The sequence below is a fragment of the Synechocystis sp. PCC 7509 genome (assembly GCF_000332075.2).
Classification (GTDB): Bacteria; Cyanobacteriota; Cyanobacteriia; order Cyanobacteriales; family Chroococcidiopsidaceae; genus Aliterella.
Genome location: NZ_ALVU02000001.1, coordinates 3,099,199 through 3,115,883, shown reverse-complemented (window position 1 = coordinate 3,115,883; position 16,685 = coordinate 3,099,199). Strand labels below are relative to the sequence as shown.

Genomic DNA, 16,685 nt, shown 5'->3' with positions numbered 1-16,685 from the left:
AGGCGATCGCACTTGTTAGAGTAAAAATAAAGGGTGGTGATAAATGCAAGCCCAGCAAAGATACTACACTCCCGAAGAATATTTGACACAAGAAGAAGTTGCCGAGTTTCGCAGCGAGTACCGCAATGGAGAAATTGTATCAATGACGGGCGCTTCGATTAACCACAATCAAATTGCCGGAAATGTCTATGCTTTTTTAAAGTTTATGCTGCGGAAGACAGACATCAAGCCTTATATCGGCGATTTACGGCTGTGGATTCCTCCGTATCGACAATATACTTATCCTGATGTTTTTTTAATTCAAGGTCAACCCGTTTTTCAAGAGCGGCGTACTGATACAATCTTAAATCCTTGCTTGATTGTAGAAGTTTTATCAAAATCTACCAAAAACTACGATCGCACCGATAAGTTTCGTTATTACCGCTCTATTGCTGAACTTCAAGAATATGTACTAATTAACCAGTACAAAACAGAAATTGAGCATTATACAAAAGCTGACGGAAATTCCTGGCTGTTTCGAGCTTATGAAGCTATGACAGACAAGATAGTTTTTCCTTCAATCAACCTAGAAATAACTGTTGAAGATATTTATGAGAATGTAGAATTTGATTTAGGCGATCGCACTGGAGACTAACGCGATCGCTTCTAATACAAGCTATTTTAAACTTTTGTTGGCTCTAACATTAACTTAGAACGCTTGATAGTTTCGGGAATTGTGATCGGATAATCGCCATTAAAGCAAGCTGAACAAAAATTAGTCGGATCTTGTTTTGTTGTTTCTAGCATACCTTCTTGACTTAGATAAGCTAAAGAATCGACCTCTAATAATTTAGCTATTTCTTCTACTGATTTGGTAGCAGCTATTAGTTGATCTTGATTATCGGTATCAATACCGTAGAAACAAGGATGAGTTACAGGGGGAGAAGATACGCGCATATGTACTTCCGTTGCGCCAGCATCACGCAGAGCTTTTACTAGCTTGCGGCTGGTTGTTCCCCGCACGATAGAATCATCAACAATAATTACTCGCTTACCTACTAACACATCTTTAAGCGGGTTTAGTTTCATGCGGATACCAGACTCGCGCATCGTTTGCGTAGGTTGAATAAATGTTCTACCTACATAACGATTTTTAATTAATCCCTCAGCGTAAGTAATGCCGGATTCTTGCGAGAATCCAATCGCCGCCGGGATGCCGGAATCTGGTACGCCAATTACAATATCTGCATCTACAAAAGATTCTTTTGCTAATTGCCGCCCGATTCGCATCCGATAGCTGTACAAGCTTTCATCGTTCATAATGCTGTCGGGTCTGGCAAAGTAAATCATTTCAAATATGCACAATTTACGTTGCGGCTGTTGCGCCCAGTGGAAAGAGGCTAATCCTTTTTCGGTAATCCAGACTAATTCTCCTGGCTCTACATCGCGCAAGTAAGTAGCGCCAATAATGTCTAAACCGCAAGTTTCTGAAGCGAGTACATAGCGCGGCTCTTTGGTGTCTAAAGTGCCAATTACTAAGGGACGAATACCATTAGGATCGCGTACTCCCATTATGCCTACGGGCGTACCAATAACTAAACTAAAAGCTCCTTGGCAACGTTGAAAGGCACTAATTGCCCCATCTAACCATTCTTTACCTGCATCGATTTCTTCAGCGATCGCAAAAGCAATTACTTCCGAATCTGTGGTGGTTAGTAAGTTATGTTTGTGCAATAACTCCTCACGCAAAGCAGAAGTATTGACTAAATTACCATTGTGTGCTAGCGCCAAAGCCCCTCGTTGAGTCTCTAAAACTGCGGGTTGAGCATTGACAACCCGGCTAGAGCCTGTTGTTGAGTAACGAGTATGACCTACAGCTAAATTGCCGGGCAACTTATTTAAGATTGTTTCGTTAAAAACTTGGGATACTAACCCCATTTCTTTATACAGGTGAACTCCATTGTCGTCAAAAGTAGCGATTCCCGCCGATTCTTGACCCCGATGCTGCAACGCGTATAAACCAAAGTAAGTTAGCTTGGCTACATCTTCCCCTGGTGCAAATACACCAAACACGCCACAAGCTTCTTCTGGCTTATCCGTAGAATGATTGGACTGTTCGGACATTAGCTCATCTTTGACGATGTTTACAGGGGGATAGTTGGGGTTCATGCTTGGGCTTTACTCCTGAAAAGTTTGTAAGTTCTGGTGATAAAACAGTTGCGATCGCTTATTTGTTTGAAAAGATTATTTGATAATTTTTAACTCGGCTTAATAAAACGTTAACAAGCTCTAATTACAAGGTTAACGTAATTATGCTCATTGACAACAAAATTGTTTTAAGTATTTAGGCGGCGTTCAATAGCATCATAGAAAGCTTGACTCATTTCTTTGATAGTAACGTCAATTAAAGGGCGACTTCTTGTAGTAGAAACCTGTAAAGCCTTAGTGTCGCTAACCACACCGATTTTTTGCCAATTATTTCCTAGTTGTTGCTGTAGATAAGCCTCCCAAGCTTCTGCATGGGTGGGAGAGATAGAAACAAGAATCCGCCCACTAGCTTCTCCAAAGAGTATTTCATCAGTGCGATAAGTAGATGATTGTAATTGAACTTTTGCCCCTAAGTTTCCAGAAATGCAAGATTCCGCAAGCGCAATAGCGATTCCCCCTTCGGCGCAATCGTGAGCCGAGCGCACCCAACTATTGCTAATTCCCCCGCGACAAGCAGCCTGTACGCGGCGTTCTAAATCAAAGTTTACTTGGGGTGGTTTTCCGGCTACAAGTCCGTGAATGGTGGCTAAATACTCAGAACAGCCGAGGGTTATACCTTCATCGCTTCCTAATAAATAAATTAAATCCCCTTCATTTTGCCAGCTTTGTCCGCAAATATGAGTTAAATCGGCAATTAAACCCACCATTCCGATAACAGGAGTTGGATAAATTGGTTGAGGAGTGCCATTAGCATCAAGGGTTTCATTGTAAAGAGAGACATTACCACCTGTAACGGGTGTTTTTAATTCTCTGCAAGCTTCAGCTATGCCTCGACAAGCTTCGGATAATTGCCAGTATCCAATCGGGTTTTCGGGGCTACCAAAGTTTAAATTGTCGGTGACTGCAATCGGTTCTGCACCTACACAGCTAAGATTTCGGGCGGCTTCGGCGACTACAGCTTTAGCGCCTTCGTAAGGGTCTATGTATATGTAGCGGGGATTGCAATCTACTGTAGCTGCTACTCCTTTATTATGCGATCGCAAGCGAATTACCGCCGCATCAGCACCCCCCGGTAAAATTACTGTATTATTTTGTACTTGGTGGTCGTACTGGCGATAAATCCAGCGCTTAGAGGCAATATTTGGAGTATCGAGGAGAGTAATTAAAATCTCTTGCCAAGAGTGAAAGTCACCTGTTATTTCAATACCTTCTAAGTTACAAGTTGGTAAGGATTGGCTCGTCCATTCAGCAGCTTTACGGGCGTACTCTGGCGGCTGGCTCAATAATTGGTGATGATAAAGTGGTGTATTTTCTGCTAAAGCTAAGGCAGGAATTTCGGCAGCAACTTCGCCTTTAAACAGAATTTTGACAATTGGCTCGGCGATAACTGTTCCCGCTACTACTGCGCTCAATCCCCAGCGATGGAATATTTCAATAAGTTCTTGTTCTCGTCCTTTATGAGCGACAAATAGCATCCGCTCTTGAGATTCTGAAAGTAGATACTCGTAGGGACTCATCCCACTTTCACGCACGGGAATTAGGTCTAAATCTAACTCAATTCCCACTCCACCTTTTGCCGCCATTTCTGAAGTTGAGCAAGTAATCCCCGCCGCTCCCATATCTTGCGCTGCTACTACTGCGCCAGTTTTAAAAGCTTCTAAACAAGCTTCAATTAAAGACTTTTCTAAAAAAGGGTCGCCTACTTGCACGGCGGGGCGGTCTTTTTCTGATTCTTCGCTTAGTTCTGCACTTGCAAAACTCGCTCCTCCCATGCCATCGCGCCCAGTAGTTGAACCTACATATAAAACTGGGTTTCCAATCCCGGCGGCTCCTGATTTGACAATTTCGGGAGTTTCCATTAAGCCTAACGCCATAACGTTTACTAAAGGATTGCCAGAATAAGCCCCATCAAAATAAACTTCACCGCCAACGGTGGGAACTCCTACACTGTTGCCATAGTGAGAAATGCCTGAAACTACACCATTAAATAAGCGGCGAACTCGCGCATCGTCTAAAGAGCCAAAACGCAAAGAGTTTAGTAAGGCAATGGGACGCGCCCCCATTGTAAATATATCTCTAAGAATGCCGCCTACGCCTGTAGCTGCGCCTTGGAAGGGTTCTATGGCTGAGGGGTGGTTGTGGGATTCAATTTTAAAAGCTAGTTGCACTCCGTCGCCTAAGTCTACTACGCCAGCGTTTTCCCCAGGACCTACTAAAATTCGCTCTCCCGTGGTGGGAAATTGTTTAAGTAAAGGGCGGGAATTTTTGTAACAGCAGTGTTCTGACCACATTACCCCAAACATCCCTAATTCTGCTTTGTTGGGTTCGCGCCCTAGTCTATTAACTATTTCGGTATATTCTTCAGGCTTTAAACCTTCTTTGGCAATTTCTTCGGGAGTGAAGGACATGGCGACTATGGCAAAAACGGCACAGGCTCAATTTTATCTACAATTGTCAACATTGAGGGAGTTTAATAGGATGAATGTGCGATCGCATTTGATTTATGAACATTACCCGTAGGGGCGCAATGCATTGCGCCCCTACTTTCACAATTGATTTAGGATTGCTATATGTGCGATCGCATTTATAAGCCTAATTTATGCTACAAGATAAAATCGTAATTTTTGACACTACTTTACGCGACGGCGAACTTGCTCCTGGCGTATCTATGAATCTGCAACAAAAGACAAGCATCGCCACCCTTTTAGAAGCTATGGGAGTAGATGTTATTGAAGTCGGTTATCCAGGCAGATACAACAAAGACTTTCAGGAAATATTTAGCATATCTAAAATTATTAAAAACTCTATTATTTGCGGACTTGCAAGTTCAAATTCAGCAGAGATAATCACGGTGGCGGAAGCAATTAAACCCGCAAATAGAGGTAGAATCAATATTTTCACACCTGTAAACGTAAATAGTAAACTACACGAGCAAACTTTAGCAGAAATAAATGCTAGTGTTTCCTTTGCAAAAACTTACTGTGAAGATGTAGAATGGAATGCTTTTGATGCTACTAGAACCGAAACAGATTTTTTAGGTAAAGCCGTTGAAGTTGCTATAAATAGTGGAGCTACAACTATTACTATTCCTGACAGTTTAGGCTTGGCAAAACCGGAGGAATTTTTGCAATTGCTTGAAACTATTTTTCACCGCGTTTCTAATATTGATAAAGCTATAGTTGCCGTACATTGTCATGATGATTTAGGTATGGCGGTAGATAATTCAATTGTCGGCTTAAGTTGTGGAGTAAGACAAATTGAATGTTCTATTAATGGGTTGGGTGCGAGAAAAGGCAATGCAGATTTAGAGAAAGTTGTCAAGATAATTTCTCAAGAATATCGAACTAATGTTAATACTTCTCTAATTAACCAAGCTTCAAAATTAGTTACTCAAATTACTGGAATTACAAAAAATTGAAATAGTAACTATATTCTCAAATAGCTGGCATTAGGACTAATCGGCAAAACAATCAGCTTTTGATTTTGCAAATCTAATTCAATTCCCAACGCTTCTAAAGGAATTACGCCTAATAAAGCATCTGTTCCGCCAGGAAGTTCAAGACATTCAAAAGTTCCTTCCCTTTCGCCTAGAGTAATTTTAGCATCTTCAAAAATTCGAGCTTTACTAAAACCTTTAGCTGTAGCAACATCGACCTCTTTAAGTAAGGTTAATCCGTTAATCCTAACTTCGCAATTACATTAGCTGGGAGACATAAAGTAGTAGCACCAGTATCGACTAATACATTTTTTAGAGTAATTGTGCGTATATCCTCTGTAGGCATTAGTCCTCGTTCTGCTAAACCTTGGTCTAGCCTGTTCGTAATAACTAAGGTTGTAGTAATTTTTTCCATTTGCTCAATGCTAGTCAATTGCATAATTATATATTCCTCCTTTGTACCAACCTAGCCTATATTGAGGACGTGCAGCTTTTAATTAGCTTGTTCCTTTAGTTTAAGTTAGATTCAAAAATATGAATTGCCAAATGCCACCACCGCTAAAGCCAGGAGATTTATTAAAAGTAATTGCTCCCAGTGGTGCATTAAGAGAAATTGAGGCATTTGAAAAAGGTGTAGAAATATGGCGATCGCACGGTTATAAAGTAGAAGTAAGTGAAAGTATAAAAGATCGCTTCGGATATTTAGCCGGAAAAGATTGCGATCGCACTAATCAATTATTTGAAGCTTGGAACGATCCAGAATGTAAGGGCATTTTGTGCGCTAGGGGTGGTTATGGTAGCGCCAGAATTTTAGAAAATTGGACTTGGGGAAATGGTAATAAATGGTTAATTGGTTTTTCTGATATTACTTGTTTATTGTGGAGCTTGTACAACCAAGGCAAATCAAGCGTACATGGTGCGGTATTAACAACTTTAGCTTCCGAACCCGATTGGTCAATAGAGCGTTTATTTAACTTAGTAGAAGGTCGTCGTATAGCACCACTTCAAGGTATAGGATGGGGAGGAGGAATTGCTACAGGAATACTTTTACCCGCTAACTTGACTGTAGCTACTCATTTACTCGGTACACCACTACAACCCAAGTTAGACGGCGTAATATTAGCCTTAGAAGACGTAACCGAAGCACCTTATCGGATAGATAGATTATTAACTCAATGGCGTTTAAGTGGAGTTTTGACAAAAATTAGCGGGATTGCATTAGGAAGATTTAGCCGTTGCGAAGCACCGCCAAATATACCTAGTATGAATATAGAGGAAGTATTGCGCGATCGCTTATCTGACCTAAATATTCCCATAGTATCTAACCTAAGCTTTGGACACGATGGTTGCAACGCTGCTCTCCCGGTAGGATTATTAGCCCAATTAGATGCAGAGAGAGGTATTTTAGATATTTATCCTTAAACCTATGACGCACTTTGGTATTATCTGTCCTCCTGTAACAGGTCATCTCAATCCGATGACAACTTTGGGCTACGAACTACAAAGAAGAGGACATAAAGTTACCAGCGTGTCTGCTGCCTTGATGATAAACGAAGATATTAGCGTTCCTCCTTTTAATACAGCTTGGAAATGCGATCGCACTTGGCGGGGAAAACTTCGCAATAGAATCGGTTATCGTTTGTTACGTCAATTGCGCCAACCGATTCGGAAAACTATCGCTCAATACCGACGCGAATGGAATTTATCCTCACACTATAGTCAAAACGATGCTTATTCAAAATTAGCTCAGTTGTGCCAGCAGCCTGCGGAGTTTGAATTTCCCCGCGAAAACTTGCCAAGTTGTTTTCACTCTACTGGGGCATACCATAATCTAATGTCTAGGGCGAAAGTTGACTTCCCTTTTGAAAAACTAACAGGTCAACCCTTAATTTACGCTTCGATGGGAACATTGCAAAATCGCTTGATAGGAATTTTCAAGACTATTGCGGAAGCCTGCGCGGGGTTAAATACGGCTTTAGAATCAATTATTCATGGCGTACCAATGGTGGCTATTCCTATTACAAACGACCAACCAGGAGTTGCAGCCCGAATTGTTTGGACTGGTTGCGGCGAGATGATAAAGCTGTCAAAACTAAATGTTCCTCAACGGCAAACTGCTATTGAGCGAGTCTTTACCCAAGCATCTTATCGAGATAATGCAATTAGATTGCAAACCGCCAACCAGCAAGCGGGGGAGTAAGTAGGGCTGCGGATATCATCGAACAAGTTGTATCTACAGGAAAACCTGTATTAGCTGGCGCAAATTAATCAGTATTAACTAGCGCTCAAAGCACTTTATCTAGGAGTTGTAATGGTTTTATCAGTTTTTGGCGATCGCATTACTTATAGCTACAGGAGTTAAGCAAACAGAATTTTATCCCTAAGACCCTTGCTTGAATTGAAAAAGAGGTTCATCATAGTTATTTTATTAAGATAATTTTTTTGAATGAGAACTACGATCAAAAAGTCTGACTTCGTGCTAAATCCTTACATGAAGAGCAACGACTTTCTAGCAACTTGGCAGATTTTAAATACCGTTGTGCCTTACGTATTGTTATGGTTTTTGGCAGTTAAGGCGGTAGCAATTTCTGTTTGGTTTCTTCCCCCCATCATCGTTTTGATGACGCTATTTTCAATCCGGTGTTTTTCTTTAATGCATGACTGCGGACACTATTCACTTTTTAGTTCAAAGAAGGTTAATCGGTGTGTAGGTTTTCTTCTCGGTATCCTTAACGCTATTCCTCAATACCCCTGGTCAAGAGATCATGCCTTCCATCACAAAACTAATGGTAATTGGGAGGAGTATCGCGGTGTTGCTGACTTTATCTCAACGGAGGAGTTTTCTAAGCTCAATTCCTCTGACCAAAGGTTTTATGAATTACTCAGACATCCATTAATGGCTTTTCCCGGAGGTTTTTTCTACCTTGCGCTCCAGCCTAGGCTTGTCCTAATAATGGGAATTTATGATTTTGTTGCCGAGCTATTTACTTGTTTGAAGAACAATCCCAGTATGGGTTTATCAGAGATCGTCTCTGCTCATAAATCCAAACATTGGCAAACAGCAACCGAGTTTTGGGATTTGCTCTTTAATAACATTTGCGTAATTAGCAGCATTATTATCCTGAGCAATCTTCTGGGAGCGGTTTTCTTTTTAAGTATTTACTTAAGCGTCTTAACTTTTGCTGCGGTGATTTTTATCTGGGTATTCTTCGTACAACATATTTTTGAAGACTCCTATGCCCACAATACTGAAGGTTGGGACTACCTGCGTGGAGCTATTGAAGGTAGTAGTTACCTAGAATTACCAACAATTCTCAAGTGGTTTACCGCAAACATCGGCTACCACAACATTCATCATCTTTCTGAAAGAATCCCTAATTACAATCTCGAAGCTTGTCATCATAAAAATATTCACCTGCTCAAAGACGTAAAAACATTGAGGATGGGTGATATGCTTGCCTGTTCAAAATTTATTTTGTGGGATGGTGGAACAAGTCGCCTAGTATCGATTGAGTCATTTCGTCAAGTTGCCCAATCGAGCGCTCTAGACCCAAACATGGTTTCCTAACTATAACTGAGATGGAGTTAAACCGAGTAGAGCTAAATGATAAGCTAACAAAAGCATAAAACTAACTTAAGGTAAAACTCTAAAATGGTCGTTTCCACGCAAGTTCCCCATCTTTTACGCGCTGCTCGTGGTGAAAAAGTAGATCGTCCTCCTGTGTGGATGATGCGCCAAGCAGGACGCTATATGAAAGCCTATAGGGAACTCCGGGACAAATACCCATCCTTTCGGGATCGCTCCGAAATTCCCGAAGTAGCTGTAGAAGTTTCTTTGCAACCTTGGAAAGCCTTTCAACCCGACGGAGTAATTTTATTTTCTGATATTGTTACCCCTTTACCTGGCTTAGGTATTGAGATGGATATCGCCGAAGGAAAGGGCCCAATTATCGAATCGCCCATTCGCACTTTGGCTCAAGTTGATAATTTGCGTCCTTTGCAACCAGAGGAATCGCTACCATTTATCAAAACAATTTTGCAAGCTCTTAGTCACGAAGTAGGAGACAAATCAACCGTCCTCGGCTTTGTGGGCGCTCCTTGGACACTAGCTGCTTACGCGGTAGAAGGGAAAGGTTCTAAAACCTACTCAGCAATTAAAGGGATGGCATTTTCCGATCCTACAGTGTTGCACCAATTACTGGCAAAATTAGCCGATGCGATCGCAATTTATGCCCGTTATCAAATAGATTGCGGCGCTCAAGTAGTACAAATGTTTGATTCTTGGGCGGGTCAACTTAGCCCCCAAGATTACGATACCTTTGCTTTACCTTATCAAAAGCGGGTCTTTGAGCAAGTTAAACAAACTCACCCCGATACACCTTTAATACTGCTCGTTAGTGGTAGTGCGGGAGTATTAGAGCGTATGGCGACTTCGGGTGCTGATATCGTTACGGTAGATTGGGCGGTAGATATGGCAGATGCGCGCGCTAGATTAGGACAGGATATGAAAGTGCAGGGTAATTTAGATCCCGGCGTGTTGTTTGGTTCTAAACAGTTTATCCGCGATCGCATTTACGATACTGTGAAAAAAGCTGGCAATTACGGACATATCCTTAATCTCGGTCATGGTGTTTTACCCACGACTCCAGAAGAAAATGTTGCTTTCTTCTTTGAAACCGCCAAGCAGTTGAAATACTAAACTTTGACCTCCTCCCCGACCTGAAGGTGCGGGGATTCCTAAACATCACTGTTTAGGTTTCTGTTTCTTTCCCCTAGGGGTTTTTTGCAACTGCCCTTTGGACTTATGCCCATCAGGTCTTATGTTCGCTCCACAGACTGACACGGCAAGCCCTGCCGCCAAAATATTCTTACTCGCGTTGATATCACGGTCATGGTTAATCCCACACTTAGGACAGTCCCACTCACGTACAAACAACTGCATCTTATCCACTATATGCCCACAGTTCCCACACCTTTTGGAGGAAGGAAACCATCGGTCAATTTTAATCAATTCTCGTCCGTACCACTCACACTTATAGACAAGCTGGCGGACAAATTCACCCCACGAAGCATCGCTAATGTGAAGCGCAAGCTTAGGGTTCTGCACCATATTTTTGACTGCCAAGTCCTCAACCACGATGGTTTGGTTTTCTCTCACCAGTTGAGTTGAAAGCCGATGCAAAAAATCCTTACGGCTGTCGGTTATTCTGCGGTGTACTCGCGCTACTTTTTGCCTCTGTTTCTGTCGGTTGTTGCTCCCTTTTTGTTTGCTAGACAAAGATTTTTGGACTCGTTTAAGCTTAGAGCGCAGTCGTTTAAAGTGTCTGGGATTAGCGATTTTGTCCCCATTGCTAGTAGCAATCAAGCTAGTTATCCCCACGTCCAAACCAATAGTTTTATCAGTTTTGGGCAGTGGAACAATTACCGTATCTACAAGCAAAGAAACGTGAAAACGCCCAGCCGCATCCAGCTTGACAGTAATGGTAGACGGTTCGCATCCAGTTGGCAGTTGTCTACTCCAACGAATAGGCAAGGCTTCAGCACATTTAGCAAGCCAAACTTTGCCATCCTTCCACTTAAAAGCGGATTTAGTAAACTCCGCACTGCCACCGTTATGCTTCTTCTTGAAGTTGGGATACTTTGCGTTTCCCGCCCAAAAGTTAGCAAAGGCTTTTTGCAAATGTCTAAGTCCCTGCTGCAAAGGTACGCAGCTAACTTCATTGAGAAATTGCAAGTCTTCTTGCTTTTTCCAGATGGTCAGCATGGTAGAAGTGTCGGCATAACCGATCCTTTCTTGCCGTTCGTACCAGCTTTCAGTTCTTGCCGCCAACGCTCGGTTGTAAACCAAACGCGCACACCCCATTGTCCGACGCAAGAGTATTTCTTGTTCGGGAGTGGGATAAAAACGGTACTTGAAGGCTTTGAGCATTCTCACATTATAGCACATTCATTGTGAAACTATTATGCACAAAATATTTGCTCAAACGCCAGTCACCCCCTTCTTTCCGAGAGCTTTGCTTATCGGTTTTAAAGAGGGTGAAGCTCCTCAATCGCCTCCTATCCCTCCCTGCGCTGAAGCGACAGGGTTTCTCGGAGGTTTCCGATGACCCCCAAGCGGATTTTAGTGACTGGTGCTAGTGGTTGCATCGGTCACTACATTACCGAAGCCTTAATTAACCAAACAGACCACCAGTTATATTTGCTGGTTAGAAATCCCCTCAAGCTAAAAGTAGATACAAATTCTCGTCCAGGAATTACCGTTTTACAGGGTGATATGGGCAAAATCGAGCAGTTTGCCGATTTACTCAAAACTATCGATACGGCGGTACTCACGGCGACCGTATGGGGCGGTGATGACATTTTTGATATTAATGTCACCAAAACTATTGAGTTGATGAATTTGTTAGATCCTGAAGTTTGTCAGCAAATTATTTACTTTTCTACAGCAAGTATTTTAGATAGTCATAACCAATTACTGAAGGAAGCGGGAGAAATTGGTACAGATTATATACGTTCTAAGTACCAATGTTTTCAGAAATTGGCTGATAGTGGGATTATATCTAAAATAACTAAAGTTTTCCCGACGTTAGTTTTGGGAGGAGATAACACTAAACCTTACTCTCATTTGTCGGCAGGAATCCCAGAAATTACTAAGTTAATCAATTTAATTCGTTTTTTTAAAGCCGATGGTAGTTTTCACTTTATTCATGGTAAAGATGTCGCTCAAGTTGTGAGTTATTTAATTGACAATCCACCAAAAGCTAACGAATCGCGGCAATTAGTATTAGGACAAAAGCGAATAACTGCCGATGAAGCAATTGAGGAAGCTTGTAAATATCTCAATAAAAAGATTTATTTTCGCATTCCTATATCTTTAGGTTTAGCTAACATTTTGATTCCGTTGTTTCGGATTCAAATGGCGGATTGGGATAGGTTTTGCTTAACCTATAGACATTTTAGTTATGAAAACCCCGTTAATCCCGAAAGTTTAGGATTGCCGAATTATTGTGCTACTTTTAGCGATGTGCTGCAAGTACATGGTGTTCCCCGTAAATAAAACTTATGCAGTTGGGGACTTGTTTTAGAAAAAACCTCAGCATCTACACTAAAAGCTTCCCGCAATCTGCTCCAACGGAATTGTCAAAAGCTATCCACCGCAACCGCCACCACCGCAACCGCCACCACCGCAACCGCCGCCGTCACTACTGCTAGAATCGCCACTAAAACCATGACTACCAGAATTACCCCAGTCCGATACGCCGCAACCCCCATCCCCATAGCCAATACCATCCCAACCACCTGTAATTTTGGGATATGATGGATTTTTGAGGAAATTTACAATCCCGACAAGAATCCGCAACGCCCCAAATCCTGCTGCAACGGAAATAATAGCTAGTAGAGTCCCTGCAAAAGGATTGATGTTGCTTTCAGAACTGCTAACATAGTAACCACTTAATGTCAAAGTAAAAAGAATGGCTATGCTTGCTATTACTCCTCTTTGAACTTGCAACTTTGATAACACCCAATTTTGCTGATTATTTACTCGCACAAAATGTAAATCGCGTCCGAAACGAGCCTTTGGTGTAGACCAAATCTCTATTGGCGGAATTTGACCAAAAAATTGTTCGTAGCTTTCTAAAGTTTTGCTATACCAATTATCAAATTTCTGGTTTTCAGCTTGTCCGCCAAGAGTCGGAGCGTGGTGCAATGGTACTTGTAGAATCTGCTCGCAGAATTCTTCCCAATACGATCGCGTATAAGTCAAATGCAAATGCCAAGCTTGGTCTACTTGGTCTGAAGGGGTGACTGGATGCTCTGCTGTTACAGCCAGAAACGCAAATTTTTTGTATTCTTTAATGACTTGCTGGGCATAGTCTAATGACCAGCCATTATCTCTTGCTAGGCGTTTACTGAAAGACAATTGGGCATCTGGTCGATCTAACGAAAATGCTTGAATTCGCTTGTACAACTCTACTTGCCCATCGTCCATTGTTTGGTTAGTCTTGCTAGTCAAGTTTTCATTCACCATTTTGCTTTACTTAAAAAACTTACATTCCGAATTTAACACTACACTTACTGACACCTACAATTATCCTAAACTTAGGGCTATAAGCGATCGCCAAAATATTGTCTATACAATTCACACCTTGGCGTTGCGTAGTCTCCCTCTAAATGAATTAAACCCATACTTTCCAACTTAAAAGCGGGGATTGATTCTAGTTGTATTGGCTGCTTTGAATTAATTACTTTTGCTAAAGCTTTTGCTAACAAAGGTTGCTGTTGCAGCGTTACTAAGTGACGGCGCAAATAATCGCTGTAAAATCCTGATTCGGTGGCGGCAGTTTGCAATAATTGGCTGATAGTAATATTATTACGAGTAATTTGTTCGAGACTTCGCGCTATTAATGTTGGATGTCCCCCAACTAGCGCCATCAGTTGCTTTATTTCTAAGTTACTCCAAGACAATTGATACTTGCTTGCTAATTCTTGGACTTGTTCAAAACTAAATTCTGACAACTTTACAACTAACCCCACACCTCCTAAAGGTGAATGATTAATATCTAATGCTCCATATACTTCGGTAGAATGAACGATAATTAATCGGAGATTTTGCCAAACTTTACCGATATCATCACCTTGATTTGCTCTTTGATTCCATGCTCTTAATAAAGTGCAAAAATCATTAGCAATTTGTGGGTGTTCAAAAACTATGTCAACCCGATCTAAAGCAATAACTAAAGGGTTACTTAGATTAGCTAATAAATACTTTTCAAAGTAAATTGTTGTGTTGTAGTTACATCCAAAAATATCATCCCAATAATCGGCTAATTTGTTTTCTAATCCTAAGCTTTGACCAATTCCCGCACAAAACCATCGAGAAAATTTAGTTAGATCGGTAAATATTGTACTGTCAGATAGCTCAAAACTAAAAACTTGGGTTTGATATTTTTTTGCTTTGGCATAAGTTAAAATGTTTTGCATAAAATAGGTTTTACCCATCTCTTGCGGCGCTTTGATGCGGATTAAAGCCCCAGGCTTAACAATCTCTTGGAAACATTCGCTTTCGTAAGGTTGACGTTCTACATAAAAGGGTTTATCCGATCTAGATTTATTAACATTTGGTTCGCAAATTTCTTGCCAATTTAACTCTAAAATTTGACAGTAAGCTTTAAAAGCTGGAGCTTTAATGGGTTCTTTTCCGCCTAAAAAACGTCCCCAAGTACCGGAAGAAATACCCACAGCGTAATAGTCTGTTTGTTGCCAATTGGTAGTTGCATCTATAATTTGACTTGCAGCTACTAACCAGCGCGAATCGGCGATCGCCCATCCTGACAAAATTCTCGCTTGTTTGATTCTTTTTAGTCCTGCTTCGGACGCTTTGAAAGTCAGCACTGATTATTTTTTTGTAAATTCAGACTTTTAGATCGCTTTACGATCAGTTTTAACCTGAATTGGGGCAAATACAAATAAAAAATGAGCTTGGCAACATTAAACTATACCAGTCAGTCTATAGGTATAGATTTTTGATTAAACTATGACTTTAACTCGCAGCAATGCGCCTCCTAATATGGCTAGTTGGTCAAGCAAGATTGCTACTAGCTTAATTGTATTTTCTTGGTTAGTGCTGAACTATTCGCTGTTGCAGTGGCTACTTGAGTCTTTTAGAGATACTTCCGCTTTTAACTTCATCATCATTAGCATAGTAACAACGGTTTTATTAGTTCAAGCTATTCATCATCGCCGCAAACTAGGCTTATCTTTTACGCCTAGTTTGCACTCCGCACCTTTAATATTAATGTTTGGGAGTACGGTAACGGGAATTGGGTTGCAATGGTTGCTAGATGTTCCTCAAATCAGTGTATTGCTATTTGCGATCGCAACTTATGGCTTAATTGGGTTATTTACTGCTCCTAATGTCTGGCGCAAAGGACTTCCGGCGGCAATTTTTGCCTCGTGTATTTTACCTTTTAGCGTTCAATTTGGTACGGGTTTGGGTTTTCCCGTTCGCGTAATTACCGCGCGGTTAGTTGAACATATCCTTACTTTTTGGCATATTGCGGCGATTTCTTCCCACGATATTATTGTTTTAGAAAATAGCGTCGCTCAAGTAGATTTGCCCTGTAGTGGGTTAAAAAGCTTGTGGACTGGTACTTTGTTTTTACTAGCGGCTACTTGGCTAGAAAATCGCCAAGTTAAGTTTAGATGGTTGCTAGTTTGCGTTGCAAATATTTTGCTGCTGATTGCCGCTAATACAGGCAGGATATTACTTTTAGTTTTAATTAGCAATGTAGGCGATCGCCCAGATTTGGCGGCTATACTCCACGTACCGCTAGGATTAGTTGGTTTTATTACGGCGGGGTTGTTTACTTGGTTGCTATTACAAACTGTTCCTCACCACAAAAAGACATTACTCAAAGCCGAAACATCTAAAATTCCTCCTTTGGGAAAGAGTTTGAAACCTTTAACTAAGCAAATTGTAGTAGGTAGCTGTATTTTGGGACTGGCTTTAATTCCTCACCCCCAAAAGGTTACAACCAGTGCGATCACTTCAATTAATTTACCTGCACAGATGCACTTAGAGCCTTTGCAGCTTTCGGCGATAGAAAAAGACTTTTTTGCTAATTACGAGGGTGCGATCGCCTCTGGCGCTACCTCCCAGGTAATCGCCCAAAAATCCCGTTTTGAGTGGCAAAATATCCCCGGTTCTATCTTGCTAGTTAGTAGTAACTCCGTTCAAGCTTATCATGCGCCCGAATTGTGCCTTTTAGGTAATGGTTTGAAAGTAGACACGATGCAATCTAAACAGCTATCACCGAAGGTTTTAGGGCGTTGGCTTTCCATTAATAACGGGACAATGGCGGCTACTTATTGGTTTCAATCACCCCAACGGACAACCGATGACTTTTTAACTCGTCTGTGGGGAGGAATGACGCGCAAAGACCGTTTATGGGTGATGGTTTCAGTGCTGTTTGACCGCTCTCAACAGCCCGATACGCCAGAAATCAGAGCTTTTACAACTAATATTCACGATGCGATCGCATCTTCTTTAACTGGAGTATAA

General features: G+C 41.4%; 14 protein-coding genes. 8 read left to right on the top strand and 6 right to left on the bottom strand.

Annotation, left to right across the window (positions count from 1 at the left end; genetic code table 11):
* Positions 1-43 precede the first annotated feature (43 nt).
* Positions 44-634: a Uma2 family endonuclease gene (locus tag SYN7509_RS0215575; protein WP_009631174.1), complete on the top strand. Its 591-nt coding sequence runs from the start codon at positions 44-46 to the stop codon at positions 632-634.
* A 26-nt stretch (positions 635-660) separates the two neighbouring features.
* On the opposite strand, the gene purF is transcribed toward SYN7509_RS0215575, so the two are convergent.
* Positions 661-2,103 (bottom strand): amidophosphoribosyltransferase, encoded by a 1,443-nt coding sequence (purF, locus tag SYN7509_RS0215570; protein ID WP_038021786.1) that lies wholly within the window; start codon positions 2,101-2,103, stop codon positions 661-663.
* Positions 2,104-2,315: 212 nt separating this feature from the next.
* Positions 2,316-4,595, bottom strand: coding sequence for a phosphoribosylformylglycinamidine synthase subunit PurL (gene purL, locus SYN7509_RS0215565; protein ID WP_009631172.1), 2,280 nt, complete (start codon positions 4,593-4,595; stop codon positions 2,316-2,318).
* Between the two features lie 191 nt (positions 4,596-4,786).
* On the opposite strand from purL, the gene SYN7509_RS0215560 reads away from it, so the two are divergent.
* Positions 4,787-5,605 carry a beta/alpha barrel domain-containing protein gene (locus SYN7509_RS0215560; protein WP_009631171.1) on the top strand — a complete coding sequence of 273 codons (819 nt, stop codon included), beginning with the start codon at positions 4,787-4,789 and terminating at the stop codon, positions 5,603-5,605.
* A 250-nt stretch (positions 5,606-5,855) separates the two neighbouring features.
* Here the strand turns inward: SYN7509_RS0215560 and SYN7509_RS31055 are convergent, their stop codons facing one another.
* A complete protein-coding gene (locus tag SYN7509_RS31055) occupies positions 5,856-6,062 on the bottom strand; it encodes a hypothetical protein (protein WP_009631170.1) in 207 nt (68 codons plus the stop codon).
* A 95-nt stretch (positions 6,063-6,157) separates the two neighbouring features.
* Between SYN7509_RS31055 and SYN7509_RS0215550 the strand changes: the two genes are divergently transcribed.
* The 4 genes from SYN7509_RS0215550 to hemE all read left to right on the top strand — a co-directional run bounded on the left by SYN7509_RS0215550 (position 6,158) and on the right by hemE (position 10,322).
* Positions 6,158-7,045: a S66 peptidase family protein gene (locus SYN7509_RS0215550; RefSeq protein WP_038020972.1), complete on the top strand. Its 888-nt coding sequence runs from the start codon at positions 6,158-6,160 to the stop codon at positions 7,043-7,045.
* A 4-nt stretch (positions 7,046-7,049) separates the two neighbouring features.
* Positions 7,050-7,823 carry a glycosyltransferase gene (locus SYN7509_RS26105; RefSeq protein WP_009631168.1) on the top strand — a complete coding sequence of 258 codons (774 nt, stop codon included), beginning with the start codon at positions 7,050-7,052 and terminating at the stop codon, positions 7,821-7,823.
* Between the two features lie 246 nt (positions 7,824-8,069).
* Entirely contained in the window at positions 8,070-9,191 is a 1,122-nt protein-coding gene (locus SYN7509_RS0215540) for a fatty acid desaturase (protein WP_009631167.1), read from the top strand.
* An 84-nt stretch (positions 9,192-9,275) separates the two neighbouring features.
* Positions 9,276-10,322 (top strand): uroporphyrinogen decarboxylase, encoded by a 1,047-nt coding sequence (gene hemE, locus SYN7509_RS0215535; RefSeq protein WP_009631166.1) that lies wholly within the window; start codon positions 9,276-9,278, stop codon positions 10,320-10,322.
* Positions 10,323-10,367: 45 nt separating this feature from the next.
* Here hemE and SYN7509_RS0215530 read toward each other — a convergent pair whose 3' ends face one another.
* Complete coding sequence (locus tag SYN7509_RS0215530; protein WP_009631165.1) at positions 10,368-11,552, bottom strand: RNA-guided endonuclease InsQ/TnpB family protein; 1,185 nt, start codon at positions 11,550-11,552, stop codon at positions 10,368-10,370.
* Between the two features lie 174 nt (positions 11,553-11,726).
* On the opposite strand from SYN7509_RS0215530, the gene SYN7509_RS0215525 reads away from it, so the two are divergent.
* Positions 11,727-12,680 carry an NAD-dependent epimerase/dehydratase family protein gene (locus tag SYN7509_RS0215525; RefSeq protein ID WP_009631164.1) on the top strand — a complete coding sequence of 318 codons (954 nt, stop codon included), beginning with the start codon at positions 11,727-11,729 and terminating at the stop codon, positions 12,678-12,680.
* Positions 12,681-12,770: 90 nt separating this feature from the next.
* On the opposite strand, the gene SYN7509_RS0215520 is transcribed toward SYN7509_RS0215525, so the two are convergent.
* A complete protein-coding gene (locus tag SYN7509_RS0215520) occupies positions 12,771-13,652 on the bottom strand; it encodes a glycine-rich domain-containing protein (protein WP_009631163.1) in 882 nt (293 codons plus the stop codon).
* Positions 13,653-13,729: 77 nt separating this feature from the next.
* Complete coding sequence (locus tag SYN7509_RS26100; protein ID WP_009631162.1) at positions 13,730-15,016, bottom strand: AAA-like domain-containing protein; 1,287 nt, start codon at positions 15,014-15,016, stop codon at positions 13,730-13,732.
* Positions 15,017-15,158: 142 nt separating this feature from the next.
* On the opposite strand from SYN7509_RS26100, the gene xrtO reads away from it, so the two are divergent.
* Positions 15,159-16,685, top strand: coding sequence for an exosortase O (gene xrtO / locus SYN7509_RS0215510; protein WP_009631161.1), 1,527 nt, complete (start codon positions 15,159-15,161; stop codon positions 16,683-16,685).

Coding starts and splice junctions, on each gene's coding strand:
- SYN7509_RS0215560 (WP_009631171.1), top strand. CDS start 4,787: ATGCTACAAGATAAAATCGTAATTTTTGACACTACTTTACGCGACGGC.
- SYN7509_RS0215540 (WP_009631167.1), top strand. CDS start 8,070: ATGAGAACTACGATCAAAAAGTCTGACTTCGTGCTAAATCCTTACATG.
- SYN7509_RS0215525 (WP_009631164.1), top strand. CDS start 11,727: ATGACCCCCAAGCGGATTTTAGTGACTGGTGCTAGTGGTTGCATCGGT.
- SYN7509_RS0215520 (WP_009631163.1), bottom strand. CDS start 13,652: ATGGTGAATGAAAACTTGACTAGCAAGACTAACCAAACAATGGACGAT.
- hemE (WP_009631166.1), top strand. CDS start 9,276: ATGGTCGTTTCCACGCAAGTTCCCCATCTTTTACGCGCTGCTCGTGGT.
- SYN7509_RS0215530 (WP_009631165.1), bottom strand. CDS start 11,552: ATGCTCAAAGCCTTCAAGTACCGTTTTTATCCCACTCCCGAACAAGAA.
- SYN7509_RS0215550 (WP_038020972.1), top strand. CDS start 6,158: ATGAATTGCCAAATGCCACCACCGCTAAAGCCAGGAGATTTATTAAAA.
- SYN7509_RS0215575 (WP_009631174.1), top strand. CDS start 44: ATGCAAGCCCAGCAAAGATACTACACTCCCGAAGAATATTTGACACAA.
- purF (WP_038021786.1), bottom strand. CDS start 2,103: ATGTCCGAACAGTCCAATCATTCTACGGATAAGCCAGAAGAAGCTTGT.
- purL (WP_009631172.1), bottom strand. CDS start 4,595: ATGTCCTTCACTCCCGAAGAAATTGCCAAAGAAGGTTTAAAGCCTGAA.
- SYN7509_RS31055 (WP_009631170.1), bottom strand. CDS start 6,062: ATGCAATTGACTAGCATTGAGCAAATGGAAAAAATTACTACAACCTTA.
- SYN7509_RS26105 (WP_009631168.1), top strand. CDS start 7,050: ATGACGCACTTTGGTATTATCTGTCCTCCTGTAACAGGTCATCTCAAT.
- xrtO (WP_009631161.1), top strand. CDS start 15,159: ATGACTTTAACTCGCAGCAATGCGCCTCCTAATATGGCTAGTTGGTCA.